The 24,366-nt window shown below is 63.1% G+C and carries 27 protein-coding genes; 14 read left to right on the top strand and 13 right to left on the bottom strand.

Translation table 11 applies throughout. The annotated features are described in order from the left end of the window. The first annotated feature begins 270 nt into the window (after positions 1-270). The gene (locus tag E5221_RS00460; protein ID WP_170977534.1) at positions 271-570 is read left to right on the top strand and encodes a hypothetical protein; all 300 of its coding nucleotides are present in this window, start codon (positions 271-273) and stop codon (positions 568-570) included. A 361-nt stretch (positions 571-931) separates the two neighbouring features. On the opposite strand, the gene E5221_RS00465 is transcribed toward E5221_RS00460, so the two are convergent. After that, positions 932-1,909, bottom strand: a complete 978-nt coding sequence (locus tag E5221_RS00465; protein ID WP_102083806.1) for an NADPH:quinone reductase — start codon at positions 1,907-1,909, stop codon at positions 932-934. Positions 1,910-2,043: 134 nt separating this feature from the next. Between E5221_RS00465 and hemF the strand changes: the two genes are divergently transcribed. Both hemF and aroE read left to right on the top strand, forming a co-directional pair. After that, entirely contained in the window at positions 2,044-2,955 is a 912-nt protein-coding gene (gene hemF, locus E5221_RS00470) for an oxygen-dependent coproporphyrinogen oxidase (RefSeq protein ID WP_013970271.1), read from the top strand. 25 nt (positions 2,956-2,980) lie between these two features. After that, positions 2,981-3,805, top strand: a complete 825-nt coding sequence (gene aroE / locus E5221_RS00475) for a shikimate dehydrogenase (protein ID WP_013970272.1) — start codon at positions 2,981-2,983, stop codon at positions 3,803-3,805. A 139-nt stretch (positions 3,806-3,944) separates the two neighbouring features. Here the strand turns inward: aroE and E5221_RS00480 are convergent, their stop codons facing one another. The 3 genes from E5221_RS00480 to betC form a co-directional block, all read right to left on the bottom strand. After that, positions 3,945-5,510, bottom strand: coding sequence for a SulP family inorganic anion transporter (locus E5221_RS00480; protein WP_061550190.1), 1,566 nt, complete (start codon positions 5,508-5,510; stop codon positions 3,945-3,947). Positions 5,511-5,596: 86 nt separating this feature from the next. Then, complete coding sequence (gene choX / locus E5221_RS00485; protein ID WP_013970274.1) at positions 5,597-6,526, bottom strand: choline ABC transporter substrate-binding protein; 930 nt, start codon at positions 6,524-6,526, stop codon at positions 5,597-5,599. Positions 6,527-6,540: 14 nt separating this feature from the next. Then, positions 6,541-8,058 carry a choline-sulfatase gene (betC, locus tag E5221_RS00490; RefSeq protein ID WP_061550189.1) on the bottom strand — a complete coding sequence of 506 codons (1,518 nt, stop codon included), beginning with the start codon at positions 8,056-8,058 and terminating at the stop codon, positions 6,541-6,543. A 108-nt stretch (positions 8,059-8,166) separates the two neighbouring features. On the opposite strand from betC, the gene E5221_RS00495 reads away from it, so the two are divergent. Beyond that, on the top strand, positions 8,167-9,066 hold the full coding sequence (locus E5221_RS00495; RefSeq protein WP_137137813.1) for a LysR family transcriptional regulator: 900 nt from the start codon (positions 8,167-8,169) through the stop codon (positions 9,064-9,066). Positions 9,067-9,104: 38 nt separating this feature from the next. Here E5221_RS00495 and E5221_RS00500 read toward each other — a convergent pair whose 3' ends face one another. Then, positions 9,105-9,722 (bottom strand): NAD(P)H-binding protein, encoded by a 618-nt coding sequence (locus tag E5221_RS00500; RefSeq protein WP_102083810.1) that lies wholly within the window; start codon positions 9,720-9,722, stop codon positions 9,105-9,107. 52 nt (positions 9,723-9,774) lie between these two features. Here E5221_RS00500 and E5221_RS00505 point away from each other — a divergent pair, with 52 nt between their 5' ends. Continuing rightward, positions 9,775-10,107: a DOPA 4,5-dioxygenase family protein gene (locus E5221_RS00505; protein ID WP_247846754.1), complete on the top strand. Its 333-nt coding sequence runs from the start codon at positions 9,775-9,777 to the stop codon at positions 10,105-10,107. 121 nt (positions 10,108-10,228) lie between these two features. Here E5221_RS00505 and trpA read toward each other — a convergent pair whose 3' ends face one another. Both trpA and trpB read right to left on the bottom strand, forming a co-directional pair. After that, positions 10,229-11,038, bottom strand: coding sequence for a tryptophan synthase subunit alpha (trpA, locus tag E5221_RS00510; protein WP_013970279.1), 810 nt, complete (start codon positions 11,036-11,038; stop codon positions 10,229-10,231). After that, positions 11,035-12,252 (bottom strand): tryptophan synthase subunit beta, encoded by a 1,218-nt coding sequence (gene trpB / locus E5221_RS00515; RefSeq protein ID WP_015268451.1) that lies wholly within the window; start codon positions 12,250-12,252, stop codon positions 11,035-11,037. The genes trpA and trpB overlap by 4 nt, the downstream gene beginning before the upstream one ends. Before the next feature lie 111 nt (positions 12,253-12,363). On the opposite strand from trpB, the gene E5221_RS00520 reads away from it, so the two are divergent. Continuing rightward, a complete protein-coding gene (locus E5221_RS00520; RefSeq protein ID WP_247846755.1) occupies positions 12,364-13,260 on the top strand; it encodes a LysR family transcriptional regulator in 897 nt (298 codons plus the stop codon). On the opposite strand, the gene E5221_RS00525 is transcribed toward E5221_RS00520, so the two are convergent. Then, positions 13,257-13,580, bottom strand: coding sequence for a DUF883 family protein (locus E5221_RS00525; protein ID WP_003261039.1), 324 nt, complete (start codon positions 13,578-13,580; stop codon positions 13,257-13,259). The genes E5221_RS00520 and E5221_RS00525 overlap by 4 nt on opposite strands. Before the next feature lie 150 nt (positions 13,581-13,730). Here E5221_RS00525 and E5221_RS00530 point away from each other — a divergent pair, with 150 nt between their 5' ends. Together E5221_RS00530 and E5221_RS00535 are read left to right on the top strand one after the other, a co-directional pair. Next, positions 13,731-13,946, top strand: a complete 216-nt coding sequence (locus E5221_RS00530; protein WP_013970282.1) for a dodecin — start codon at positions 13,731-13,733, stop codon at positions 13,944-13,946. A 101-nt stretch (positions 13,947-14,047) separates the two neighbouring features. Then, positions 14,048-14,269 (top strand): DUF1161 domain-containing protein, encoded by a 222-nt coding sequence (locus E5221_RS00535; RefSeq protein ID WP_003261041.1) that lies wholly within the window; start codon positions 14,048-14,050, stop codon positions 14,267-14,269. Between the two features lie 98 nt (positions 14,270-14,367). Here E5221_RS00535 and E5221_RS00540 read toward each other — a convergent pair whose 3' ends face one another. After that, entirely contained in the window at positions 14,368-15,372 is a 1,005-nt protein-coding gene (locus E5221_RS00540; RefSeq protein WP_247846756.1) for an LLM class flavin-dependent oxidoreductase, read from the bottom strand. A 152-nt stretch (positions 15,373-15,524) separates the two neighbouring features. Here E5221_RS00540 and E5221_RS00545 point away from each other — a divergent pair, with 152 nt between their 5' ends. Then, positions 15,525-15,950 (top strand): OsmC family protein, encoded by a 426-nt coding sequence (locus tag E5221_RS00545; protein ID WP_013970285.1) that lies wholly within the window; start codon positions 15,525-15,527, stop codon positions 15,948-15,950. Between the two features lie 73 nt (positions 15,951-16,023). Next, positions 16,024-16,257: a DUF1161 domain-containing protein gene (locus E5221_RS00550; protein ID WP_020191563.1), complete on the top strand. Its 234-nt coding sequence runs from the start codon at positions 16,024-16,026 to the stop codon at positions 16,255-16,257. A gap of 34 nt (positions 16,258-16,291) precedes the next feature. Here E5221_RS00550 and E5221_RS00555 read toward each other — a convergent pair whose 3' ends face one another. Then, positions 16,292-16,705 carry a hypothetical protein gene (locus E5221_RS00555; protein ID WP_013970286.1) on the bottom strand — a complete coding sequence of 138 codons (414 nt, stop codon included), beginning with the start codon at positions 16,703-16,705 and terminating at the stop codon, positions 16,292-16,294. A gap of 55 nt (positions 16,706-16,760) precedes the next feature. Beyond that, positions 16,761-17,174: a hypothetical protein gene (locus E5221_RS00560; RefSeq protein WP_247846757.1), complete on the bottom strand. Its 414-nt coding sequence runs from the start codon at positions 17,172-17,174 to the stop codon at positions 16,761-16,763. A gap of 85 nt (positions 17,175-17,259) precedes the next feature. Between E5221_RS00560 and E5221_RS00565 the strand changes: the two genes are divergently transcribed. Further along, positions 17,260-18,333 (top strand): aminopeptidase, encoded by a 1,074-nt coding sequence (locus tag E5221_RS00565; RefSeq protein WP_247846758.1) that lies wholly within the window; start codon positions 17,260-17,262, stop codon positions 18,331-18,333. 116 nt (positions 18,334-18,449) lie between these two features. Here E5221_RS00565 and E5221_RS00570 read toward each other — a convergent pair whose 3' ends face one another. Further along, positions 18,450-19,100 carry an HAD family hydrolase gene (locus E5221_RS00570; protein ID WP_247846759.1) on the bottom strand — a complete coding sequence of 217 codons (651 nt, stop codon included), beginning with the start codon at positions 19,098-19,100 and terminating at the stop codon, positions 18,450-18,452. Positions 19,101-19,219: 119 nt separating this feature from the next. Further along, positions 19,220-19,768, bottom strand: coding sequence for a gamma carbonic anhydrase family protein (locus E5221_RS00575; protein WP_003261048.1), 549 nt, complete (start codon positions 19,766-19,768; stop codon positions 19,220-19,222). Positions 19,769-19,834: 66 nt separating this feature from the next. Between E5221_RS00575 and prlC the strand changes: the two genes are divergently transcribed. From prlC to E5221_RS00590, 3 genes are all read left to right on the top strand, one after another. Beyond that, positions 19,835-21,922 (top strand): oligopeptidase A, encoded by a 2,088-nt coding sequence (prlC, locus tag E5221_RS00580; protein ID WP_061550181.1) that lies wholly within the window; start codon positions 19,835-19,837, stop codon positions 21,920-21,922. Beyond that, a complete protein-coding gene (locus E5221_RS00585) occupies positions 21,919-22,200 on the top strand; it encodes a YheV family putative zinc ribbon protein (RefSeq protein WP_013970292.1) in 282 nt (93 codons plus the stop codon). The genes prlC and E5221_RS00585 overlap by 4 nt, the downstream gene beginning before the upstream one ends. A 124-nt stretch (positions 22,201-22,324) precedes the next feature. Next, positions 22,325-24,319 carry a M3 family metallopeptidase gene (locus tag E5221_RS00590; RefSeq protein WP_061550180.1) on the top strand — a complete coding sequence of 665 codons (1,995 nt, stop codon included), beginning with the start codon at positions 22,325-22,327 and terminating at the stop codon, positions 24,317-24,319. Positions 24,320-24,366: the final 47 nt, after the last annotated feature.

A 24,366-nucleotide genomic window follows, 5' to 3' on the forward strand; every position in this document is an offset into this window, starting at 1 on the left:
GAGGATTGAGAAATATCCTACGAGCCGCGTCCCCTGCCATCACCTTCTCAGTGGGAACCTCTGCCCTTAGTCTTCAGCCGTCGCCGAATAACTTGGCGATCGGGTGTGGTAACCCGGGTTCTGGGTGATCTTGGCAGTCCATGGCGGCTGTTCGCAGGAGGCTTCGTGCCTGCTGGGTTTTAGATCTCCCACCCGGTTTACCACCCTGCGTACAGCTGCCACCTATTCGTGTGGTAACGACTGGGTGGTGCCATGAAGCGAGATCTAGTGATGAAGAAGATTGTCCCCGATCCACCCCTACCCTGCACATCCACCCGCCCCTTCGGCCGCTGCGATGCCGGCCACGAACCGCTGTTCACCGTAAACCCGAACATTTCCGCCGAGGACGCCTTGGTTCATGTAGCTCTGTATCTGCGAGGCGCCTACGAGACCGGCTACAAAGCCCTTGATTACATGCGCGAAGAAGGCCGTGGCATGTTCTGGTCAAACCTGCATGCGATTGAAGTGGCACAGGGTGTGGTGGAGGCGATACTCGATGGCATCGAGTCGACACCGCCGCCGAGGAAGTAAGCCAGAGATGAAGAGGCAAGCTGGTCAGACACCTCATCTAGATGAGACCGTGCACTTGCTTGCAGGTCAAACAAATGCAAGCCGGCTTCGCGCGTCTATCGAGCAGCTCAATTCTATTGGTAACCAGATGCTGTGGGAGCTGTCCGTTGAATCTTCAATGCCTGTACTGACGCAATCGCCGGCAAGCCGGCTCCCACAGGGATAGCACTGTACTTAAGGCAGACGCAGTTCTTGTGGGAGCGGGTTCACCCGCGAACACCGGCAAAGCCGGTGCCATGCACCGCGGTGTCTTCTTCGCGGGTAAACCCGCTCCCACAGGTAAAGTGATTGGCCCCAGTACTGGGAACCTGTGGGAGTGGGCTCAGGGGATCAGTACAGTCGACCCCACAGTCCTGCGCGCCGACAGCTCCGCCTGTGCCTTGGCCGCCTCACTCAGCGGATACCGCTGCTGGATATCCACAACCAGCTTGCCGCTACCAATCATCGCAAACAGGTCATCGGCCATGGCCTGGGTATTCTCGGCATTGTTGGCATAGGTCGCCAACGTGGGCCGGGTAACATACAGCGAGCCCTTCTGCGCCAGGATACCCAGGTTCACTCCGCTCACTGCCCCCGAGGCATTGCCAAAGCTCACCATCAACCCGCGCGGCTGCAGGCAATCCAGCGAGGTCAGCCAGGTGTCGGCACCCACACCGTCATACACCACCGGGCATTTCTTGCCGTCGGTCAGCTCCAACACCCGCTTGGCCAAGTCTTCACGGCTGTAGTCGATGGTCGCCCAAGCCCCCAGCGCCTTGGCCCGCTCGGCCTTCTCGGCAGAACTCACGGTACCGATCAGCTTGGCGCCCAGCGCCTTGGCCCACTGGCACGCCAACGAACCCACGCCGCCAGCTGCTGCGTGGAACAGGATCACGTCACCCGCCTTCACCTCATAGGTCTGCTTCAGCAGGTACTGCACGGTCAAACCCTTGAGCATCACCGCCGCTGCCTGCTCGAAGCTGATGTTGTCGGGCAGCTTCACCAAGTTGGCTTCCGGCAGCGTATGCACCTCGCTATACGCGCCCAACGGGCCGCCGGCATGGGCCACGCGGTCACCCACTTTCAGCCGGGTCACACCCTCGCCCACGGCCTCGACCACGCCAGCCGCTTCAGTGCCCAGCCCTGAAGGCAGGGATGGCGGTGCATACAGACCGCTGCGGAAGTAGGTATCGATGAAGTTCAGGCCGATCGCATGGTTACGTACACGCACCTGCTGTGGCCCTGGCGGGGCTGGTTCGAATTCCACAAACTGCAGCACTTCCGGGCCGCCATGCTGGCTGAACTGGATACGCTTGGCCATCTCGCACTCCTGTCGTATGGGTCGGGAAAGACCTTCTATCGGACGCCTTTGCTTGATCGCCGTCAACTGCGGCGCGCGGGCTGGGGGTGGTATGCTACGCGGCGAATTCTTCCCTGCCCGTTCCTGGTGACCCGATGACTAGCCGCACCGAGGCCGTGAAAGCCTACCTGCTCGACCTGCAAGACCGCATCTGCTCTGCCCTCGAAGCTGAAGACGGCGGCGCCCGCTTCGTCGAGGACGCATGGGTGCGCGAAGCCGGTGGCGGGGGCCGCACGCGGGTGATCGGCGATGGCAAGGTGATCGAGAAAGGGGGGGTCAACTTCTCCCACGTGTTCGGCGCCGGTCTGCCGCCGTCGGCCAGTGCCCACCGCCCCGAGCTGGCGGGCCGTGGCTTCGAGGCCTTGGGCGTGTCGCTGGTGATCCACCCGCACAACCCGCATGTGCCCACCTCCCACGCCAACGTGCGCTTCTTCATCGCCGAAAAGGAAGGTGAAGAGGCTGTCTGGTGGTTCGGCGGCGGCTTCGACCTGACTCCGTACTACGGCAATGAAGAAGACTGCATCCACTGGCACCGTGTGGCCGAGCAGGCCTGCGCGCCGTTCGGCGCCGACGTGTACCCGCGCTACAAGGCCTGGTGCGACCGCTACTTCCACCTCAAGCACCGTGGCGAGCCACGCGGCATTGGTGGGTTGTTCTTCGATGACCTGAACGAGTGGGACTTCGACACCTGCTTCGCCTTCATCCGCGCCATTGGCGACGCCTACGTCAACGCCTACCTGCCGATCGTCCAGCGCCGCAAGGGCACGCCCTACACCCCGCAGCAGCGTGAGTTCCAGGAATACCGCCGTGGCCGCTACGTGGAGTTCAACCTGGTCTACGACCGTGGCACCTTGTTCGGCCTGCAGTCCGGCGGCCGCACCGAGTCCATCCTCATGTCGCTGCCGCCGCAGGTGCGCTGGGGCTACGACTGGAAGGCCGCGCCCGGCAGCGAAGAAGCACGCCTGACCGAGTACTTCCTGCAGGACCGCGACTGGCTCGGCCAGTAAGCCTGTGGATAACCTAGGAGCCGTCATGGACCAGTACGTCGTTTTTGGTAACCCCATCGGCCACAGCAAGTCGCCGCTGATCCATCGCCTGTTCGCCGAACAGACCGGCCAGGACCTTGAATACGCCACCCTGCTGGCGCCGCTGGACGAGTTCAGCGACTGCGCGCGCGGCTTCTTCAAGCAAGGCCGCGGCGGCAACGTCACCGTGCCGTTCAAGGAAGAGGCCTACCGCCTGTGCGACAGCCTGACCCCGCGTGCCCGGCGCGCTGGCGCAGTGAACACGCTGAGCAAGCTGGCCGATGGCAGCCTGCAGGGCGACAACACCGATGGCGCTGGCCTGGTGCGCGACCTGACGGTGAATGCCGGGGTCGAGCTGGCAGGCAAACGCATTCTGATCCTGGGTGCTGGTGGCGCGGTGCGTGGCGTGCTGGAGCCGATCCTGGCGCACAAGCCGCAGTCGTTGGTGATTGCCAACCGTACCGTGGAAAAGGCCGAGCAACTGGCGCGTGAGTTCGATGAGCTGGGGCCGGTGGTAGCCAGCGGATTTGCCTGGTTGCAGGAACCGGTGGATGTGATCATCAATGCCACCTCGGCGAGCCTGGCCGGTGAGTTGCCGCCGATCGCCGACAGCCTGGTCGAGGCGGGGCGCACGGTTTGCTACGACATGATGTATGGCAAGGAGCCTACGCCGTTTTGCCAGTGGGCCGAGAAGCTGGGGGCGGCCAAGGTGCTGGATGGGCTGGGGATGCTGGCTGAGCAGGCGGCTGAGGCGTTCTTTATCTGGCGTGGGGTGCGGCCGGATACGGCGCCAGTGTTGGCTGAGTTGCGCCGGCAGCTGGCTCGCGGCTGAGATTGTCGGGGACCGCTTTGCGGTCCCATCGCAGGCAAGCCAGCTCCTACAGGGACAGCGCCGGCCTCAGGCCTTCTGATATCCCTGTAGGAGCTGGCTTGCCTGCGATGGGCTGCAAAGCAGCCTCCATATCTCAGCCTCACTCCTCAAACCGGATTGGGCACAACTCCACCCCTTCCAGCTTCTGCAACTCCTCGATCACCTGCGGCCTGGCCCGGTGCAGGGTCAGACTCCCCCCTGCCCGCCGCAACCGCCGCGCCTCGCGGTGCAACATATCCACACCCGAGTAATCGATGAAGTTCACCTGCCGCGCATCGATAACAACATGCGGCCCCTGGCAGCGCTGCAAGCGCACCTGCAGGTAATGCGCCGCGCCAAAGAAGATCGACCCGCCCACCCGCAGCACATCTGCTTCCCCTTCACGGCTCTGCTGCACCCGTGGCCGCGAGGTGCGCTTCAGATAGAAGAACAGCGACGCCAGCACTCCGGCATAGATCGCCGTCTGCAGCTCCAGCAACAAGGTCGCTGCCGCCGTCAGCGCCATTACCAGAAACTCCGAGCGGCTGACCCGGAACAGCGCACGAATCCCCCGGTGGTCCACCAACCCCCAGCAGATCAGCAGGATGCTGCCGGCCATGGCCGGAATCGGCAGGTGCGCGATCAGCCCAGCTCCGGCAACGGCGAACACGGCCACCCACAGCGCCGAGAATACCCCGGCCATGGGCGAGCGGGCGCCGGCGTCGTAGCTCAGCCCGGAACGGGTGAAGGAGCCGGAAGACAGGTAACCGGAGAAAAATGCACCAACGATGTTCGACAGGCCTTGTGCGCGTATTTCCTGGTCTGCGTCGATCAACTGCTCCGAACGTGCCGACAATGAGCGGGCAATTGACAGGCTGGTGACCAGCCCGAGCATGCCCACTGCCACAGCGCTGGGCAGCAGGCGCAGGATCAGTTCCACATCCAGCAACGGCAGCGGGCTGAAGGGTGGTAGCTGGCCGGTGAATGCCGGCACACGCGGCACATGGCCAAAGAACCCGGGCAGCAGCCAGGCCAGCAGGCTTACCAAAATCAGGCTTATCAACAGGCTGGGCCAGCGCGGGCGCCAGAGCTTGAAGCCTACGCCGATCACCACTGTGGCCAGGCCCAGAATCAAGGAAGGCAGGTCGACCTCGCCGGCATGGCTGGCCAGGTCCTGCACGGTCTTCAGCGCCGTGGCCTGGCTTGGCAGGTCCATGCCCAGCAGGTTGGGCAACTGGCCCAGGGCAATGACGACAGCGGCGCCCAGGGTGAAGCCGAGCACCACGGAATGGGAGACGAAATTGACCAGTGCGCCGAAGCGCAAAAGCCCCAGCAGTAACTGAAAGATGCCGCCGAGGAACGTCAGCAGCAGCACCAGGGTGACATAGTCGGCGCTGCCGGCAACGGCCAGCGGGCTGATGCTGGCGTAGAGGACGATGGAGATGGCAGCGGTCGGGCCGCAGATCAGGTGCCAGGAAGAGCCCCACAGGCAGGCGATCAGCACTGGCGCGATGGCGGCGTACAGCCCGTATTCGGCCGGCAGGCCGGCGATCAGGGCATAGGCGATGGATTGCGGCAGGGCGAGGATTGCACCGCTCAGGCCCACCAGCAGGTCCTGGCGCAGGCTGCGGCCCGATTGGCGGGGGAGCCATGAGAGGAAGGGCAGCAGGTGAGTGAGGCGATGCATGGGTTATCCACATTCCTTACTGTTTCGCCAACCCTGTGGGAGCGGGCATGCCCGCTCCCACAGGGATAGAGGTTTTGCTTGTGAGGTTACAGTTTGGCTTTGACGGCCTCCAGCGCATTGCCATCGGCCTTGGTCGTCACCCCGGCCAACCACCCTTCCAGCAACTCGGGGTGCGCCTTCAACCAAGCCTTGGCCGCATCATCGAAGCTGATCTTCTTGTCCACAACTTCGGCCATGATGGTGTTTTCCATGTCCAGCGTGAACTTCAGGTTACCCAGCAGCTTGGCCGCATTCGGGCAGGCTTGTGGATAACCCTTACGGGTCAGGGTATACACCTCGCCCTTGCTGCCAAACCACTTCTCCCCGCCGCTCAGGTAATGCATCTTCAGCTTCACGTTCATCGGGTGCGGGGTCCAGCCGAGGAAGGTGATGAACTGTTGTTTCTTCACCGCCCGGTCGACCTGTGCCAGCATCGCCTGCTCGCTGGACTCCACCAGTTTCCACTGGCCGAGGTTGAACTCATTCTTGTCGATGATTTCCTTCAACGACAGGTTGGCCGGTGCCCCGGAACCGATCCCGTACAGCTTCTTGTCGAACTGGTCGGCGTGTTTCTGCAAGTCGGCGAAATCCTTCACCCCGGCATTCCACACATAGTCGGGCACTGCCAAGGTGAACTCGGTTCCTTCCAGGTTGCGCGAAAGCTGTTGCACATCGCCATTGGCGATGAACTTGTCATGAAAGCCCTGCTGCGCCGGCATCCAGTTGCCGAGGAAGGCATCGACGCGGCCATCCTTGAGGCCGCCGTAGATGATCGGCACGGCCAGGCTGTCGATTTTCACCTGGTAACCCAGGCTTTCCAGAAGCAGGCGGGCCAAGGCGTTGGTCGTTGCGATGTCGCTCCAGCCGGGGTCGGCCATCTTCACGGTGGTGCATTGCGCGTCGCTGTCGGCGGCGTGGGCCGTGGCGGTACCCAGGCTCAGGGCCAGGGCGAACACGGCGGCGGAGAACTTGTGCATGGCGGCCTCTCTTCTCAATCCAGGGGGGCGGGCTGTGGATAACGTGCCTTGCGCTCGAGGTCGTCGAGATCGATGTGGTTGCGCATGTACTGTTGGCTGGCGTCCACCAGCGGTTGGTGGTCCCAGCTTTTCAGCTTGCCGACGGCCAGCGCCTCGGCCACCAGGCGGCGGCGCCGCTGGCTGGCAAGAACCTGCTGGCGCAGGCTGGGAATATCCCAACGCTGCTGTGCTTCATCGACAAATGCCTGCAGCAGCGCCTGGTGTTCCGGGCTGCGGGTGAGGTTCTCCCGCTCGTGCGGGTCGCGGCTCAGGTCATAGAGTAGGCATGGGTCGTCTTCGCTGTACACGAACTTGTACGGCCCCCGGCGGATCATCATCAGCGGGCCGACGGTGCCTTCGGCCATGTATTCGCCGATCACTTCGTCATGGCCGCCCTGCCCTTGCAGGTGGCCGACCAGCGAGCGGCCATCCAGGTGCAGGTGGTTATCCACAGCGCCGCCAGCCAGCTCGACCAGAGTCGGCAGTAGGTCGCAGGTAGACACCGAGGCGCTGACCCGAGCTGGTGCGAAGCGCTTCGGCGCGTGCACCAGCAGAGGCACCCGCGCCGACATCTCGAACCAGTGCATCTTGTACCAGAGGCCGCGCTCGCCGAGCATGTCACCGTGGTCGCCGGAGAACACGATCAGGGTGTCGTCAGCCAGGTTGCATTCCTCCAGGGTCTGCAGCAGCAGGCCGATGTTGTCGTCGATATAGCTGCAGGCGCCGAAGTAGGCACGGCGGGCGTCACGGATCTTGTCCACAGGCAGCGGCTTGTTCCACAGGTCGTAGACCTTCAGCAGGCGTTGCGAGTGCGGGTCGAGTTCTGCCTGGTCGAATTCGGCGCGGGGCATGGGGATATCCACACCCTCGTAGCGATCCCAATAGCGCCGGGGGATGGTGTAGGGGTCGTGCGGGTGGGTCATCGACACGGTCAGGCAGAACGGCCGGCCATCGTTTTCGCGTACATGGTCGTACAGGTACTGACGCGCCTTGAACACCACTTCCTCGTCGAAATCCAGCTGGTTGGTGCGCACGCACGGGCCGGCCTGCAGTACCGAGGACATGTTGTGATACCAGGTCGGGCGCACGTCGGGCTCATCCCAGTTCACCGCCCAGCCGTAGTCGGCAGGGTAGATATCGCTGGTCAGGCGTTCTTCGTAGCCATGCAGTTGGTCCGGCCCGCAGAAGTGCATCTTGCCCGACAGCGCGGTGCGGTAACCCAGACGGCGCAGGTAATGGGAATAGGTCGGTACATCGGCAGGGAAGTCGGCGGCATTGTCGTAGGCACCGATGCGGCTGGGCAGTTGGCCGCTAACCAGAGTGAAGCGCGACGGTGCGCACAACGGGCTGTTGCAGTAAGCCGAGTCGAACACCACCGCCTGTTCGGCAAGGCGGCTCAGGTGCGGCATCTGGATCGGCGAAGAGACGTAGATCGGCAGCAAGGGCGCGGCCATCTGGTCGGCCATGATGAACAGGATATTCGGGCGCGTCATGGTGGCTTCCATCGTTGAGGGTTATGCGAACTGCTTGCCTATCAAGATGCGACTGTGGATAACATGGGTAAAGCCCATGGCGGGCAATGACTGGGATTAGCCCTGCTTATGTTTGACCACCTTGCCAAATTGTCGCTGGATACACTGCGCGTGTTCGAGGCTGCCGCACGGTTGCGTGGTTTTACCGCTGCGGCACTGGAGCTGGGCACCACGCAGCCGGCGGTGAGCCAGCAAGTCAAACGGCTGGAGGCACAGCTGGGCACGCGGTTGTTCGACCGCATTTACCGGGGTATCGAGCTGACCGAGGCCGGCCAGGTGCTGTTCGAACAGGTGCACCAGGGCCTGCAGGCCATGGAGGACGGCATTGCCCAGGCCAGTGGGCGCGGCCAGAGGGAAGTGCTGCAGGTGGCTACCGACTTCGCCTTTGCGGCGTTCTGGCTGATGCCACGGCTGCAGCGTTTTCACGAGGCTTATCCACAGGTGGACGTGAGCCTGGTGACCGGTGAGCGCAGCCAGGGCATGTTGCGACCGGACATCGATGTGGCGGTGCTGTTTGGTGACGGGCGCTTCCACCAGGGCGAGAGCCGTTGGCTGTTCGATGAGGAGGTTTTTCCGGTGTGCAGCCCCCGGCTGATTCATGGCAAACCCTTGTCAGCCGTGGCTTTGCAACGATTGCCCTTGCTGCATTTGAAGGGAGAGCAGGCTAGCCGCTGGTTTGATTGGGCGGGGGTGTTTCGCGGGTTTGGCGTGGCCAGCCCGCCGCCGGCCGGGCAGTTGCGGTTTGATAACTACACTTTGCTGATCCAGGCCGCGATTGCCGGGCAAGGGGTGGCGATTGGCTGGGGGCACCTGGTGGATGGGCTGGTGGAGCAAGGGTTGCTATGCCGGCCGTTGGAGGGGAGTTTGCGCTCGGCGCGCGGGTATTACGCGGTGCTGCCACCACGCAAGCGGCGTGGGGCTTTGATCGAGCGGTTCGTGGATTGGCTGGAGCGCGAGCGCAGCCTGTGACATCCCCGGGGCCGCTTTGGCGGCCCATCGCCGGCAATCTAGACCACGAAGTTCAGATGCTCGCCTCGGTGCAAATCCAGCTCCAGCATATCCACCATGCCCGCAGCGACCCTGGCCAGGTGCCGCAACGGCTCGGCCAACCCCGGCTCCAGCGTACCTTCGGTGCTGCGAAAATGCTCAATCCCCAACCCGGCCAGTTCCTGTGGGGCATTGATCAGCGTCCAGTGCAAGGCACTGCGCTGTAACCCGTCCACCACCTGGTCCACACACTCCCGCTCCGCCTCGCTGTACTTGCCCGGCTCATCCAGTACATCGAAATCGCCCACCAGCAACAGCCGGCGTATAGTCGTACGCTTCAACCCCGCCACCAGCGCCTCGCTCATGCGGGCTTGCCCGGGCAGATCGCCCGGCGCCAGCGTCGACAACAGGGCAATTACTGCCGACCCGCCTGCCGCGCCCTGCTCCGCCTGGTCGGCATCGCCAAGCCCGCCTATCTTGAAATGCAGGCCGGGGCGCGGCGCATGGCGATTAAGATCGTCGACCACGGCGGTGACTTCGTGCTGGCGCGACAGCAGCTCTACCATCAGGGCGTTGCCCAGGCTGCTTTCTGGCCCGAACAGGACTAGTTTGAACACTGGGGTTTCGGCGTTTTTCACTGCATCACTCCCTTTGCAGGTGGTGATGTTTGGACCGCAATCAGGAGTTATCGTGCAGAGGATCAAGGGTTACCACGCCCACGTTTACTACGACGCAGCGACCATGGACCAGGCCCGTGAGCTGTGTGAGGAAGCGGCGCGGCTGTTTCCCGTGACCATGGGGCGCATGCACCAGAAACCGGTGGGGCCGCACCCGGACTGGAGCTGCCAGCTGGCCTTCGAGCCGGAGTTTGTGGGGGTGGTGCTGCCGTGGTTGGCACTGTATCGGAAGGGGTTGGTGGTGTTCATGCACCCGCTGACCGGTGATGAGCTGTCGGACCACCGTGACCATGCGATCTGGATGGGGGCGGTGCGGCCGCTGGATCTGTCGATTTTCGGGGGATAGGCCTCTATAGCCTGTGCTGGCCTCTTCGCGGGCAAGCCCGCTCCTACAGGTCCTCCACAGCTTTCAGCATCTGTGTTGTCCCTGTGGGGAGCGGGCGTGCCCGCGAAGCAGGCGACGCGGTTCACCGGCGGGCGCCGCGTACCCCTTCAGCCAGCGCCGAGCACAGGCTCAATACATCGTTGACTGCCTGCTCGGCACTCTTGGCCTGGGCAATCTTGTCGACCAGCGCCGAGCCCACCACTACGCCGTCCGACAGGCGGGCAATGGCCGCAGCCTGCTCCGGCGTACGAATGCCGAAACCTACGCTGATTGGCAGATCGGTATGCCGACGCAGGCGGGCGATGGCTTCGGTCACGTGCTCGGTGGTCGCCGAGCCGGCGCCGGTCACACCGGCCACCGACACGTAGTAGACGAACCCGGAGCTGCGCTCCAGTACGCGCGGCAGGCGCGCGTCGTCGGTGGTCGGGGTAGTCAGGCGGATGAAGTCGATACCCGCTGCCTGGGCCGGGGTTGCCAGTTCGGCGTCATGCTCTGGCGGCAGGTCGACGATGATCAGGCCATCTACACCCGCTTGCTTGGCTTCGGCCACGAACTTTTCCACGCCAAAGCGGTGGATCGGGTTGTAGTAGCCCATCAACACGATCGGTGTGGTCTGGTTATCCACACGGAATTCGCGAACCATCTGCAGGGTCTTGGCCAGGGTCTGGCCGGCTTCCAGGGCACGCAGGGTGGCCAGCTGGATGGCCACGCCGTCGGCCATCGGGTCGGTGAACGGCATGCCCAGTTCGATCACGTCGGCACCGGCTGCCGGCAGGCCCTTGAGGATCTGCAGCGAGGCGTCATAGCCCGGGTCGCCCGCGGTGACAAAGGTGACCAGTGCCGAGCGGCCTTCGGCCTTCAGCTCGGCGAAGCGTTTTTCAAGACGGCTCATGCCTGTTTCTCCTGGGCGGCCATGTGGTTCATGACGGTTTGCATGTCTTTGTCGCCGCGGCCCGACAGGCACACGACCATCAGGTGGTCCTTGGGCAGCTTCGGTGCGCGCTTGATCGCCTCGGCCAAGGCGTGGGAGCTTTCCAGGGCCGGGATGATGCCTTCCAGGCGGCAGGTGGCGTGGAATGCATCCAGCGCTTCGTCGTCGGTGATGCTGACGTACTCGACACGCTTCACTTCGTGCAGGTAGGCGTGCTCCGGGCCGATGCCCGGGTAGTCCAGGCCGGCGGAAATCGAGTGGGCGTCGGTGATCTGACCGTCTTCGTCCTGCAGCAGGTAGGTGCGGTTGCCGTGCAGTACGCCCGGTACGCCGCCGTTCAGGCTGGCGGCGTGCTTGTCGGTGTGCACGCCGTGGCCACCGGCTTCGACGCCGATGATCTGCACGCTTGGCTCTTCGAGAAACTCATGGAACAGGCCCATGGCGTTGGAGCCACCACCGACGCAGGCAACCAGGCTGTCTGGCAGACGGCCTTCCTTCTCTTGCAACTGGGCGCGGGTTTCCTTGCCGATGATCGACTGGAAGTCCCGGACCATGGCCGGGTACGGGTGCGGGCCAGCCACGGTGCCGATCAGGTAGAAGGTGTCTTCGACGTTGGTGACCCAGTCGCGCAGGGCCTCGTTCATGGCGTCCTTCAGGGTGCCGGTGCCGGCAGTGACCGGGACGATTTCGGCGCCAAGCAGCTTCATGCGGAACACGTTGGCCTGCTGGCGCTCGATGTCGGTGGCGCCCATGTAGATCACGCAAGGCAGGCCGAAGCGGGCAGCGACGGTGGCGGTGGCCACGCCGTGCATGCCGGCGCCGGTTTCTGCGATCAGGCGCTTCTTGCCCATGCGCTTGGCCAGCAGCACCTGGCCGATGCAGTTGTTCACCTTGTGCGCGCCGGTGTGGTTGAGCTCTTCACGCTTGAAGAAGATTTTGGCGCCGCCGCAGTGCTCGGTCAGGCGCTCGGCGAAGTACAGCGGGTTGGGGCGGCCGATGTAGTCGCGCTGGAAGTAGGCCAGCTCTTCGAGGAACTTGGGGTCTGCCTTGGCCGCTTCGTATTCGCGGGCCAGGTCCAGCACCAGTGGCATCAGGGTTTCGGCCACGTAGCGGCCGCCGAACGAGCCGAACAGGCCATTGGCGTCGGGGCCGGGGCGGTATTGGGACTGGGTCATGGGGGCGCTCCAGGGCGTAATGAATGAGTGATGGGCTTTACTCTAACCACGGCAAGCCCAGCTGAAAACCGATAAGATTGCGCAAACTTGTCAGAAAAACTCACAGGTAAAATGGCCCACGATCTCCCACCCCTCAACGCCCTGCGGGCTTTCGAGGCTACCGCACGGCTCAACAGCGTCAGCCAGGCGGCCGAAGCGCTGCACGTCACCCATGGCGCCGTCAGCCGGCAGATCAAGGTACTTGAAGAGCACCTGGGGGTAGCGCTGTTCGTGAAGGACGGGCGTGGCATCAAACTCACAGATGCCGGCGTACGTCTGCGCGATGCAAGTGGCGAAGCTTTCGATCGCCTGCGCAGCGTGTGCGCCGAGCTCAGCCACAACGTCAGCGAGGCGCCGTTCGTGCTGGGCTGCTCGGGCAGCCTGCTGGCGCGCTGGTTCATCCCGCGATTGGGGCGGCTGCAGGCGGATTTACCTGAACTGCGTCTGCACCTTTCGGCCGGTGAAGGCGACCTGGACCCACGGCGGCCAGGGTTGGATGCGCTGCTGGTTTACGCCGAGCCGCCGTGGCCGACGGACATGCAGGTGCATGTACTGGCCGAGGAGCGCATCGGGCCGGTGCTCAGCCCGCATTTCGCCGGTTTCGAGCGCTTGCATGGCGCGCCGGCCAAGGCCTTGCTGGGCGAAGCCTTGCTGCACACCACCTCGCGCCCGCAGGCTTGGCCGACCTGGGCGCTGGAACAAGGTTTGGAGCCGGCGGCCCTCCACTATGGCCAGGCCTTCGAGCACCTGTATTACTTGCTGGAGGCTGCCGTGGCCGGGCTGGGTGTGGCGATTGCGCCGCAGCCGTTAGTCGCTGACGACCTGCGAGCTGGCCGTTTGAGTGCGCCGTGGGGCTTTTCACCTACCCCTGCCGCATTGGCGCTGTGGGTGCCCAGGCGCGCCGCAGACGGGCGCGCCGAGCAGTTGGCGCAGTGGCTAAGGGCGGAACTGGCGCGACAGGGCGCTTAGTTGCGTTTGCACATCAGGTACGCCGCCAGCAAGCCTAGCGCGCCAATGGCAACGCCGGCAGTTGTGTACGGGTGTTCCTGGGCATAGTCGCGGGTGGCGATGCCGGTCTGGCGGGTGCGGTGCTTCACTTCCTCGTAGGCATCGCTCAACAGGTGGCGCGAATGACGCAGGGCACTCTCGGCGTTGCTGCGGATTGCCTTCACCGATTTCTGGGACTCCTCCGACGCATCATGCTTGAGGTTTTCCAGGCTTTTCAGAAGGCTCTCGATCTCCGCTTCCATGCTTTCCAGGGACGTTCTACGCAGCGAATTGCGGTGCATGTTGACTCTCCTTTGCAGTATGGACTGTAAGAATTGCGACCTTGGGCACGCGGGAAAGTGCGATCGAACTTTCGCCAATGGTGACCGCTCGCAGGTAAACCAGGCCTGCGCTGCTAGGCTCAATCTCACCATCATCCGAGGAGAGCGCTCATGACCGATCATCACACCTACAAGAAGATCGAGCTGGTGGGGTCTTCGACCACCAGCATCGAAGAGGCGATCAACAATGCCCTGGCCGAAGCCGGCAAGAGCATAAAGCACCTAGAGTGGTTCGAAGTGATAGATACCCGTGGCCATATCCGTGATAACAAGGCGGCGCACTTCCAGGTCACGCTGAAGGTCGGCTTCCGTATCGCCAATAGCTGAAACACTGCCGGGCTGGATGAGCCCGGCATGATGGGGTATTTAGGGAGGGGGCGCCTTGTCGGGCGCCTTTTCTGATTTCATCTGCACAAGGAAAGCGAGTGATGAACAAACTGATTCTGGCGCTGGGCCTGATGACCCTGGCCGGTGGTGCGCTGGCGGCGGGCAAGCCGTGCGAGGAGCTCAAGGCAGAGATTGCGGCCAAGCTGGATGCCAAGGGGGTCACCGGCTACAAGCTTGAGATCGTCGACAAGGGCGACCCGGCCGGCAAGGTGATTGGTAGCTGCGAGGCTGGTACCAAGGAGATTGTGTACCGCCGCGGCTAATATGCTGGCCTCTTCGCGGGCTCGCCCGCTCCCACAGGCATATCACAGGCCTGAGAGCGACGCTGTACCTGTGGGAGCGGGCAAGCCCGCGAAGAAAATCACGCGGTCTTGAGAGCCTGCGCCATCAGTTCATAGGACCGAATCCGGTCCGCATGCTCATACAAATCACAGGTGAAGATCAGCTCATCTGCCCCGGTCTGCTCCAGCAGCACTTCCACCTTGGCCCGCACCTTCTGCGGGCTGCCAATCATCGCCAGGCCGAGGAAGCTACCCACCGCGTCCCGTTCATGGGGCAGCCACAGCCCATCCATGCTTTCCACAGGCGGCTTCTGCATCAGGCTCTGCCCACGAATCAGCGCGAGGATGCGCTGGTACACCGAAGTGGCCAGGTACTCGGCCTTTTCGTCGGTTTCCGCCACCACCATGGGGATGCCCAGCATCACATACGGCTTGTCCAATGTGGTCGAGGGCTTGAAGTGGTTGCGGTACACGCGGATCGCCTCGTGCACGTAGCGCGGCGCAAAGTGCGAGGCGAAGGCGTAGGGCATGCCGCGCATGCCCGCCAGTTGAGCGCTGAACAGGCTAGAGCCGAGGAGCCACATCGGCACCTCGGTATCGTGCCCTGGCACGGCGATCACTTTTTGATCATCGGTACGCGGGCCGAGGTAGCGTGACAGTTCCTCGACATCGTCCGGGAAGTCATCCGGGCCGCCGGCGCGGTCGCGGCGCAGGGCGTAGGCGGTCATCTGGTCGGAACCCGGTGCGCGGCCCAACCCCAGATCGATGCGTCCCGGGTACAGGCTGGCCAGGGTACCGAACTGCTCGGCGATCACCAGCGGCGCATGGTTGGGCAGCATGACCCCGCCAGAGCCCACGCGAATGCTCGAGGTCCCCCCGGCCAGGTAGCCGATCAGCACCGAAGTCGCCGAGCTGGCGATGCCGTCCATGTTGTGGTGCTCGGCTACCCAGAAGCGGTTGTAGCCAAAGCGCTCGACATGCTGCGCCAGGTCCAGCGAGTTGCGCAGCGACTGCGCCGGGCCGGCGTCGGCGCGTACCGGCACCAGGTCGAGGGTGGAAATCTTCAGGTCACGCAGCTGCGTCATGGAGCCTCCGCAAAGGTGTTTGGCCACAGGCCTTTTCAACTCTGTATGGGCACATTCGACGGATTCAATGCTTGCCGTGCGATTGCTCTGAACTTGCCGTAGGCGGCTGACCTCTGAAGCCATAAGCACGTAACCCGAGACCAGGAGGCATCATGAAAAAGACAGCATCGGCGATCTGGCAAGGTGGCCTGAAGGACGGCAAAGGCCTGCTTTCTACCGAAAGTGGCGCGCTCAAGCAGAACCCCTACGGCTTCAACACCCGTTTCGAGGGCTCGCCCGGTACCAACCCGGAGGAGCTGATTGGTGCGGCGCATGCCGGCTGTTTCTCGATGGCGCTGTCGATGATGTTGGGCGAAGCGGGGTTCACCCCGGACAGGATCGACACCGCTGCCGAAGTGACACTCGACAAGCAAGCTGATGGCTTTGCCATTACCGCAGTGCATCTGGTGCTCAGGGCCAAGGTGCCTGGGGCGAGTGAAGCGCAGTTCTTGCAGATCGCCGACAAGGCCAAGGCCGGGTGCCCTGTGTCCAAGGTGTTGAACGCGAAGATCAGCCTGGATGCGGCGCTGGTGGGTTGAAGCAGTGCAATGAGGGCGGTTTGCTGTAGTCTAAACAGCGTCGGCAGCACGCTGCCCTTTCAGGAGCCGTTTCATGATTCGCGTAGCAATCGCCGTGTTGGCTTCCCTGGTCGCCACATCTGCGCTGGCGGCGGTCAAGCCGTGCGAGGAACTCAAAGCCGAGATCGAGGCCAAGATCCAGGCCCAGGGGGTTTCGTCCTATACCCTGGAGATCGTGCCCAACAGCGAGGTCAAGGACCAGAACATGGTCGTCGGGACCTGCGATGGCGGGACCAAGAAGATCATTTATCAGAAGAATGATCGGTAGATTCCAGAGCCTGGGGTTGCGAAGCAGCCCCATATCAAGGAATGCAGAACACCTCGCTAGGCTCGTTCACCACCACCTTGCGGCTGCCGTCATACAGTAGCACTTGCGGCTCCATTACCGGCGCCCGTGCCTCCAGGCGATAGCGCTCACCGGCCTTGAAGTTGTCAAAGCGCACAGTCAGGTAGCAGGTACGATCCCGGGGCTGGGTCATGAGGCCGCCCCCGTAGATCTCGTAATCGAAGCGCACTACCAGTTCGTGCTTGCCCGGCGTCACCTGGAAGTAACGGCCATCTTCCAGGCGCTTGCCGTCGAGGCGGTCGGCCATGATCACCCTGCCGGGAGTCATGGTGTACAGATCGACCCAGGCCTGCTTGGGGTCGACGGGCGGCAAGGGGCTGGCGCATGCCCCCAGTGCACTGAGGGCGATCAGCATCATGGGCTGGCGCATGGCAAGACTCCCACTTGCGACTTATAGGCTACAAGCATAGCGCCGTTTGTGCGTTTCAGGTGCGCTGGCAGCCTGCAGGCGAGCCCTGGCCAACCAGCTTTTGCTGACGGTCATAGAGTTTGATCCAGGGGCGGAAGCCGATGCTGCCAGCCTGCAACTGGTAGCGCTGACCGGCACTGAAATCCTTGAAGGTCAGCTTGACCTGGCAATCCCGCCACAAAGGCTCCTCGACCGGGCCGATATTGCTGGGGGTAACCGGAAACTGGTAGCGCACGGTCAGCTCGTGGCTGCCGGGCTGTACTTCGAAGTAACGGCTATCGGCCCAGTCGCGTTCATCTACCTGCACAGCGTGCAGCGAGGTGTTGTCGTAGGGCGTGAGGTCGATCCAGGCCTGGTTCGGGTCCGGGTCTGGCAAGGTCGAACAGGCGGATAGCAGCAGCAATGAGCCGGTGACCAACAGTGCACGCATGGCGAAACGCCCCCTTGGCGAGATAGTCTTGGAGTGAATCGGCCTTGAGCGAGTCAGACAGTTCCGGATGCTTCGACTTATTCTTATGCAGCGCTCAGGCCCTGGGCCACTCGACCTTGTTTTCACCCGTTTGGTTCCCCTGCTGGCGGTGCTCCTGCTGAACGGTTGCAGCAGCGCCGCCTACTATGGGCAGTTGGCCGAGGGCCAGTGGCAGCTGCTACGCGCACGGCAGCCGGTGGAGCAGGTATTGGCCAATCCGGCCACTTCGGCGCAATTGCGCGCGCGCCTGGAACACGCCAGGCAGGCGCGGGTATTTGCCAGCCAGCAGCTGAAGCTGCCGGACAACCGCAGCTACCGGGTGTATGCAGACCTTGGCCGGCCCTACGTGGTGTGGAATGTGTTCGCTACCCCCGAGCTGTCGTTGCAGCCAGTGACGCACTGCTTCCCGATCGCGGGGTGTGTGGCCTATCGCGGTTATTATCAGCAAGGCGCGGCACGTGGGGCGGCGGCGTTGATGCGCCAGGACGGCATGGATGTGTACGTGGGCGGCGTGGAGGCCTATTCGACTCTGGGCTGGTTCGACGACCCTATCCTGTCGTCGATGGTGGGCTGGAGCGACGAGCGCCTGGCCACGCTGATCTTCCATGAACTGGCCCACCAGCGCTTCTATGTGCAGGACGACACCGAGTTCAACGAGTCGTTTGCCTCCTTCGTCGAGCAGGAAGGCACGCGGCAATGGCGTGTGGCGCGGGGCCTGGCTGCCTCTGGCGGGGAGCAGGGGCAGCAGCGTGAGCAATTCATCCGTTTGGTGCTGGCCAGCCGCGAGCGGTTGCAGGCGATTTATGCCGGGCCTCTGGATGATGTGCAGAAGCGGGCGGCCAAGCAGGCGGAGTTCGAGCGGCTTAGGCGGGAATACCGGCAAGTGCGTGATGCCCAGTGGGGTGGTGACAAGCGTTATGACGCCTGGATGTATGGGCCGATGAGCAATGCCAAGTTGCTGCCGTTCGGGCTGTATGACCAGTGGGTACCTGCGTTTGCGGCGGTGTTCCGTGAGGTGGGTGGGGACTGGGCGCGGTTTTATCAGCGGGTCGAGCAACTGGGGCGGTTGCCGATTGAAGAGAGGAAAGTGGCGTTGCAGCGGTTGATGGTGAACCTGTGAGAATTGGGGCCGCTTTGCGGCCCATCGCGACACAAGGCCGCTCCTACAGAAGATACGCGATCGCCTGTAGGAGCGGCCTTGTGTCGCGATGGGCTGCAAAGCAGCCCCCAGGGCCATCAAGCCTTGAGGAAAGCCTGATGCATCTCGGCCAAGGTAGCAAAGTGGTAGGCCGGCTCTTCCGCCACCAGTTCTTCCTGGCTACCAAACCCGTACCCCACCGCCACCGCCTGCAAGCCATTGCTGCGCGCACCGATCAGGTCATGCTTGCGGTCGCCGATCATCAGCGTCTTCGCCGGGTCCAGCCCTTCTTCATCAAGCAGGTGGCGAATCAGCTCTACCTTGTTGGTGCGTGTGCCATCCAGCTCACTGCCGTAGATCACCTTGAAGTGGTGGTCGAAGGCGAAGTGCCGGGCGATTTCACGGGCGAACTTCCACGGCTTGGAGGTGGCGATGTACAGCGTGCGACCCTGGCCGTTCAGGGCCTCGAGCAGCTCCGGTACACCTTCGAACACCAGGTTTTCGTACAGGCCGGTGACGCTGAAGCGTTCCCGATAGAAGTTCACCGCATCCCAGGCCTTGGCTTCGTCGAAGCTGTAGAACTGCATGAAGGCCTGCAGCAGGGGTGGGCCGATGAAGTGCTCGAGGCGGGTCAGGTCTGGCTCGTCGATGCCCAGTTTGGCCAGGGCATACTGGATCGAGCGGGTGATGCCCTGGCGCGGGTCGGTCAGGGTGCCGTCCAGGTCGAAGAGGATGTTTTGCTGGTGCATTTGCGGGTTCCACTTTGAATGCTGCGTGGTCTTCTTCGCGGGTAAACCCGCTCCCACAGGGATATCACAGGGCCTGAGGTCGGCGCCGTACCTGTGAGCGGGTTTACCCGCGAATGCGGTCATTCCGGTTGGTCGTAGCCTTCGGCCAGGTGCTGGTCCTTGAGCTTCACGTAGTTACTGGCGCTGTAGGCGAAAAATGCGTGTTCCTGGTCGTTCAGCAACCGGGCCTGCTTCACCGGGCTGCCCATGTACAGGTACCCACTGACCAGGCGCTTGCCCGGCGGCACCAGGCTGCCGGCGCCGATGATCACTTCGTCCTCCACGATGGCACCGTCCATGATAGTGCTGCCCATGCCGACCAGGATGCGGTTGCCCAGGGTGCAGCCATGCAACATGACCTTGTGGCCGATGGTCACTTCGTCACCGATGATCAGCGGGAAGCCGTCCGGGTTGAACGGGCCTGCATGGGTAATGTGCAGCACGCTGCCGTCCTGCACGCTGGTACGCGCGCCGATGCGGATGCGGTGCATGTCGCCGCGTATCACAGTCAAAGGCCATACGGAGCTGTCTTCACCGATTTCCACGTCGCCCAGCACTACCGCCGATCGGTCGACGAAGGCCCTGGGCCCAACTTTCGGAGTGTGTTGCTGGAAGCTTCGGATGGCCATGATAGCGTCTCTCATCTGTGCCGATAGGCAGGCTGCCTGCTGCGGTCGGCGTCGATTGTAATTAAGATGGGGCAGTGTTTCTTCTGCCAAGGTATCCAAACCGTGAGTGCGAACAACCCGCTTCTGCAGTCCTACGATCTGCCGCCCTTCTCGCAAATCCGTGCCGAACACGTGTTGCCGGCGATCGAAGCGATCCTGGCCGACAACCGTAAAGCCATTGCCGAGATCCTCGAAAAGCAGGGCAAGAACCCTACCTGGGCTGGCCTGGTGCTGGCCATGGACGAACTGAATGACCGCCTGGGCGCCGCCTGGAGCCCGGTCAGCCACCTCAATGCGGTGTGCAACAGCGCGGAGCTGCGCGAAGCCTACGAGTCTTGCCTGCCGGCGCTTAGCGCCTACTCTACCGAACTGGGCCAGAACCGTGCGCTGTTCGAAGCCTACCAGGCGTTGATCGACAGCCCCGAAGCCGCCGGCTTCGATGTGGCGCAAAAGACTATCCTCAAGCACGCCCTGCGGGACTTCCGCCTGTCGGGTATCGACCTGCCGGCGGATAAACAGCAGCGCTACGCCGAAGTGCAGAGCAAGCTCAGCGAGCTTGGCAGCCGTTTCTCCAACCAGCTGCTCGACGCCACACAGGCCTGGACCAAGCATGTTACCGACGAAGCCGCGCTGGCCGGCCTGACCGATTCGGCCAAGGCGCAGATGGCCGCCGCCGCCCAGGCCAAGGGCCTCGACGGCTGGCTGATCACCCTGGAATTCCCCAGCTACTACGCGGTGATGACCTACGCCAGCGACCGCGCCCTGCGCGAAGAGCTATACGCGGCCTACTGCACCCGCGCCTCGGACCAGGGCCCGAATGCCGGCCAGTTCGACAACGGCCCGGTGATGCAGGAAATCCTTGACCTGCGCCAGGAGCTGGCCGAACTGCTGGGCTACAAGAACTACGCGGAGCTTAGCCTGGCCACCAAGATGGCCGAGTCCAGTGACCAGGTGCTGAGCTTCCTGCGTGACCTGGCCAAGCGGTCCAAGCCGTTCGCCGCCCAGGACCTGGAGCAGCTCAAGGCTTATGCCGCTGAGCAGGGCTGCCCTGAGCTGGCCAGCTGGGACGCCGGGTACTTCGGCGAGAAGCTGCGCGAGCAGCGCTACAGCGTGTCGCAGGAAGCCCTGCGCGCCTACTTCCCGATCGACAAGGTGCTGGGTGGCCTGTTCAGCATCGTGCAGCGCCTTTACGGTATCGAGATTGCCGAGCTCAAGGGCTTCGACAGCTGGCACCCGGATGTGCGCCTGTTCGAGATCAAGGAAAACGGCCAGCACGTCGGCCGCTTCTTCTTCGACCTCTACGCGCGCGCCAACAAGCGTGGCGGCGCCTGGATGGATGGCGCGCGTGACCGTCGCCGCACAGCCGCTGGCCAGTTGCAGAGCCCCGTGGCCAACCTGGTGTGCAACTTCACCCCGGCCGCGCCCGGCAAGCCGGCTCTTTTGACCCACGATGAAGTCACCACCTTGTTCCACGAGTTCGGCCACGGCCTGCACCACATGCTGACCCGCATCGAGCATCCCGGTGTATCCGGCATCAACGGCGTGGCCTGGGACGCGGTCGAACTGCCGAGCCAGTTCATGGAAAACTGGTGCTGGGAGCCGGAAGGCCTCGCACTGATCTCCTCCCACTACGAAACTGGCGCCCCCCTGCCCCAGGACCTGCTGGACAAGATGCTGGCGGCAAAGAACTTCCAGTCGGGCATGATGATGGTGCGCCAGTTGGAGTTCTCGCTGTTCGACTTCGAGCTGCATGCAACCCATGGCGACGGCCGCAGCGTGCTGCAGGTGCTCGAAGGCGTGCGCGACGAGGTGTCCGTCATGCGCCCACCGGCGTACAACCGCTTCCCCAACAGCTTTGCGCACATCTTTGCTGGTGGTTATGCGGCGGGCTACTACAGCTACAAGTGGGCCGAGGTGCTGTCGGCAGACGCCTTCTCGCGCTTTGAGGAAGAAGGCGTGCTGAATGCCGAAACCGGCCGAGCCTTCCGCGAGGCGATCCTGGCACGTGGTGGTTCGCGCGAGCCGATGGAGCTGTTCGTCGACTTCCGTGGCCGTGAGCCCTCCATCGATGCCTTGCTGCGCCATAGTGGCCTGAGCGAGGACGCTGCAGCATGAGCGAGGTAGCCGTGAACAAGACCAAGAAACGCTTCATTGCCGGGGCGGTATGCCCGGCGTGCAGCGAGACCGACAAGCTGATGATGTGGAACGAAGACGGTGTACCGCACCGCGAGTGCGTGGCCTGCGGCTTTACTGACACCCTCAACGAGCAGGGCTTGTCGGTGCCGAAGGAGCTCGGCACCCGGGTCAACCATCTGGAACCGAAAGCCGCGCCGGCCAAGGTACAGACGGTGCAGTTCTTCCCCAACCCGAAGCTGAAGAAACCGGCTGAATAAAGCCGTCGTGCCGCCCGGGTTCGTGCCCGGGCGGGCATGCCCCGGGTGGTAGATAGTCAGGCCACCTGCTGCACGCTGGCCATGCAAGCTCGCCTGCTCTTCTCTACGAGCAAGGTGTTGCACCATGGATAACCCCCTTCTGCAAAATAGCCGTATCCCCGTCGATTATCCGTCGATCACGCTTCAAAACATGCAGTTTGCCTTCGACCACGTGCTGTTGGCGCACGAGCAAGGCATCGAGCGCATCATTCGCGAACAGCAGGAACTGCCAACCTGGGATGACATGGTGCTGGCGGTGGACGGGCTGGATAGTCAGCTGCTGACGGTGTTGTATGCCGCCTCGCCATTGGTTGGTCGGGATCAAGCCTGGGCCGGTGCCATCTTCGACTTCTTCGCCAAGGCCACGGAGCGGTTCGAACAGAAATTCGCCAACTCAGCACTGCAGGCCCTGTATGAGCGCTTGGCCAACAGCGACATCGGCAAGCAGCTGGATGCCCAGCAACGCGCCACGCTGCGCTGGCATCTGCACAAGTTCACCTCCAGTGGTGCATCGCTCGACCCCGCAGGCAAGGTACGCCTGGCCGAACTGCTGAAACGGATTGGCGCTGCGCGCGAGGCGTTTCGCGGCAACATCAACCGGCCAGGGCTGAGCATTACGGATGAGTCCGAACTGAGCGGTGTACCTCAACGCATCCGTGACGAGCTGGCTACCAGGGCACAGGAGGCGGGTGAGCCGGGTTGGTTGATTGCATGTGAAAGCGTGACTACCGACGCCGTGCTCAAGCATGCCGACAACAGGCAGCTGCGTGAGCGCGTATACCGGGCTTACAACACCCGAGGCGTCGGCCTTGGCCAACAGCAGGATAATCGCTCGCACCTGGAGCAACTGGCGAGGCTGCTGGAAGAAAAGGCCCACTTGCTCGGCTTTGCCAGCCATCTGGAGCAGAGCCTGCATTCGAAGAGCGCGGGTTCGGTTGCCCAGGTGCGCGGCTTTCTTCATGACCTTGCCGACCATGTGCGGCCGGCCGTGCTGCAGTGGCGTGCAGATATGCAGCATCAGGCCGCAGCCAAAGGTCTGGGGAATGTCCAGCCCTGGGACATTGCCTATCTGCAGGCCTCGTCGCGCGAGGTGCTTTCCACCGAAGCCTTGCGCGAACACTTCCCGCTGAATGCCGTGGTCAGCGCATTGCAGCAGTTGGCGGAAAAACTGTTTGGCGTAACGCTGCTGGCCAAGCCGCTGGCAACCTGGGATGACAGCGTGCAACCGTTCGAGGTGTGGCAGGACAACGCCTTGATCGGTTTCCTGTACCTGGACGCGGTACAGCATGCCGGCAAGCAACCTGACTCGGTGTTCACCACCTACATTCGCAACCGCCGGGTCGATGCCGAGGGCATCTTCCAGGCGGCCTCGGTGGTGGTCTACAGCGACGTGCCTGCAGCGCTGCCGGGTAGCCAGCCGTTACTGGACCATCTATCACTGCGCAAGCTGTTCCATGAATTTGGCCATGCCTTGCACCATTTGCTGGTGCGCACGACCAACCACGTGATGTCCAACGTCACCGAACTCGGTACCGATGGCGTGGAACTGTTCGGCAAGCTGTTTGAGCGCTGGGTCTGGGACGCGGATTACCTGGTGGCGATCTCTTCGCCACTTCAGGATGGCAGCAAGCTTTCCCGGGCCCGGGTCGATGAATGCCTGCGCCGCTTGCGGCAGCAAGGTGTGGAGGAAACCGCGCGCGACCTGAGCATGGCGCTGTTCGATCTGGACCTGCATGGCACGCCGAACGATGGCCGGTCCCTCGAGCAGCGCCTGGGCGATGCTCGTGAGCGTTGTGGCTACTGGCCCTTGGCCGATTTCGAGCACCCGGCGCATGCCTTCGACCATCTGGTAAACGGCTACGATGCCGGTTATTACGCCTATCTGTGGTCGGACGTGCACGCATTCGACCTGTTCACCCGCTTCGAGGCCCAAGGCCTGCTGGACCGGGCCACAGGCCGGGCGCTGCAGGAAACATTGCTTGCCCCTGGGGCATCGCGACCTTTACGTGACGGCATTGAGGCGTTTCTCGGCCGGCAGTCAAGCCAACTGCCCTTCCTGCAGTGGCATGGCCTGAAGTGAGAGTGGGCTGACCGGAGGTGCTGGAAAGAATCAGGCATGCGCGATAC

The organism is Pseudomonas sp. A2 (assembly GCF_023100865.1).
Taxonomy (GTDB): Bacteria; Pseudomonadota; Gammaproteobacteria; order Pseudomonadales; family Pseudomonadaceae; genus Aquipseudomonas; species Aquipseudomonas asiatica.